The 2,409-nt window shown below is 70.9% G+C and carries 1 protein-coding gene and 1 pseudogene; both read right to left on the reverse strand.

Annotated features, from left to right (window positions below; all coding sequences use genetic code 11):
- Positions 1-102 precede the first annotated feature (102 nt).
- Positions 103-1,854, reverse strand: a complete 1,752-nt coding sequence (leuA, locus tag AB0B91_RS65145) for a 2-isopropylmalate synthase (RefSeq protein ID WP_357662568.1) — start codon at positions 1,852-1,854, stop codon at positions 103-105.
- A gap of 237 nt (positions 1,855-2,091) precedes the next feature.
- A pseudogene (locus AB0B91_RS65150) lies at positions 2,092-2,409 on the reverse strand (hypothetical protein); the annotation flags it as partial.

Here is a 2,409-nt window from a genome sequence, read left to right on the forward strand (position 1 = left end):
CCGGCCTGCTGCGGGCGGGGGCGGCGATGGCCGTCCTGCTCGTGCATCGCCCGGCGAGTGAGGAAGGGCACCCCGCCTGAACGGAGTGCCCTTCCCCGTCCGTCAGGCGCGGGCGCGGTTGACGGCGCTCGTCACGGCCTTCACGGAGGCGGTGACGATGTTGGCGTCGGTGCCGACGCCCCAGACCGTACGACCGTCGACCTCGCACTCCACGTACGCGGCGGCCTGCGCGTCCCCGCCGGAGGAGAGCGCGTGCTCGTGGTAGTCGAGCACCCGTACCGCCACGTCCACCGACTGGAGTGCGTTGACGTACGCGTCGATCGGGCCGTTGCCGACCGCGGTCAGCGAGCGCGGCTCCCCGCCCAGGCCGACGCGGGCCTCGATCTCGACCTTGCCCTCGGCGGTGCCGATGGCGTAGTCGTCCAGGGTCAGCGCCGGGTCGACCTGGTGGTCGAGCAGGTAGTGCGTGGCGAAGATCTCCCACATGGTGCCCGGGTCGACCTCGCCGCCGTCGTGGTCGGTGACCTGCTGGACCACGCCGGAGAACTCGATCTGGAGCCGGCGCGGCAGGTCGAGCTGGTGCTCGCTCTTCATGATGTACGCGACGCCGCCCTTGCCGGACTGCGAGTTGACCCGGATGACCGCCTCGTAGGTGCGGCCCAGGTCCTTCGGGTCGATCGGCAGGTAGGGCACCGCCCAGGTGTGCTGGTCGATCGGCACCCCGGCCGCCGCCGCGTCCTTGGCGAGCGCGTCGAAGCCCTTCTTGATCGCGTCCTGGTGGGAGCCGGAGAAGGCGGTGTAGACGAGGTCGCCGGCGTACGGGTGGCGCTCGTGCACCGGGAGCTGGTTGCAGTACTCGACGGCGCGCCGCACCTCGTCGATGTTCGAGAAGTCGATCATCGGGTCGACGCCCTGGGAGAACAGGTTCAGCCCGAGTGTCACCAGGTCGACGTTGCCGGTGCGCTCGCCGTTGCCGAACAGGCAGCCCTCGACCCGGTCCGCGCCGGCCAGCAGCCCCAGCTCGGCGGCGGCCACGCCGGTGCCCCGGTCGTTGTGCGGGTGCAGGCTCAGCACCAGGCTGTCCCGCCGGGGCAGGTGCCGGTGCATCCACTCGATCGAGTCGGCGTAGACGTTCGGCATGGCCATCTCGACGGTGGCCGGCAGGTTGACGATCAGCTTGCGGTCCGGCGTCGGGTCGACCACCTCGATGACCTTGGCGCAGACCTCCAGCGCGTACTCCAGCTCCGTGCCCGTGTAGGACTCGGGCGAGTACTCGTAGTGGATGTCCGTGTCCGGGGTGTGGATCTCCGCGTACTTGCGGCAGAGCCGCGCGCCCTGGGTGGCGATGTCGGCGATGCCGTCGCGGTCCAGCCCGAAGACCACCCGGCGCTGGAGCGTGGAGGTCGAGTTGTAGAAGTGCACGATCGCCCGCCGGGCGCCGCGCAGCGACTCGAAGGTCCGGTCGATCAGGTGCTCCCGGCACTGGGTGAGCACCTGGATCGTGACGTCCTCCGGGATCAGGTCCTGCTCGATGAGCTGCCGTACGAAGTCGTAGTCCGTCTGGCTGGCCGAGGGGAAGCCGACCTCGATCTCCTTGTAGCCCATCTGCACCAGCAGCTGGAACATCCGGCGCTTGCGCTCCGGCGACATCGGGTCGATCAAGGCCTGGTTGCCGTCGCGCAGGTCCACCGCGCACCAGCGCGGCGCGGCCTCGACGTGCCGGGTCGGCCAGGTGCGGTCGGGCAGGTCGATCCGGAACTGCTGCTGGTACGGCTGGTAGCGGTGGTACGGCATCCGGCTGGGGCGCTGCCGGGCGATGGGATCGGTGTCAGCGTCGGTGACGGGTTGAGCCATGACGGAGTGCTCCCTGGAACATGTGGCGTCAGCAATCGGAAGGTGTCGGCCGGGTGCCGGGCGACGGTGCCCGGGCGGTTGCCGATGGAAGGTTCGGATGTGCTGGACGGCGCGGTTCGACTCCGCGACGAGGTGCCGGCCTTCAGGCCTCGTCGCGGCGACCAAGGAGGAGGTACGCCTGCCACATGATGAGGTAACCCTACGTGGCCGGCCGGGGGGCGGGAAGGCCGGTCCGAACTATGAGACGCACTTCGCAGGCTCGCTGGTCAGCAGCAGGTCGGCCAGGGGGAGACGGCGGCGCAGGCCGGTCTCCGACCGCAGCAGGTCGGCGGGGAGGCTCAGCGGGTCGCCGAGCTGCCCGACTGCCGCCACCACGTGTGGCCGTACGTCCGCCGGCAGGTCGAGGTCGGCGGCCAGGCCGGCGTGGTCGAACTCGTGCAGTTGGCGTACGTGCAGGCCGAGCGCCGTGGCCTGCACGGTGAGGTGGGCGACCGCCTGGCCCAGGTCGTACGCGTGCCCGGCGGGGCCGGTGCGGTGCGCGCCGAGCAGCAGGGC

It is taken from the genome of Nonomuraea sp. NPDC049141, assembly GCF_040648415.1.
Taxonomy (GTDB): Bacteria; Actinomycetota; Actinomycetes; order Streptosporangiales; family Streptosporangiaceae; genus Nonomuraea.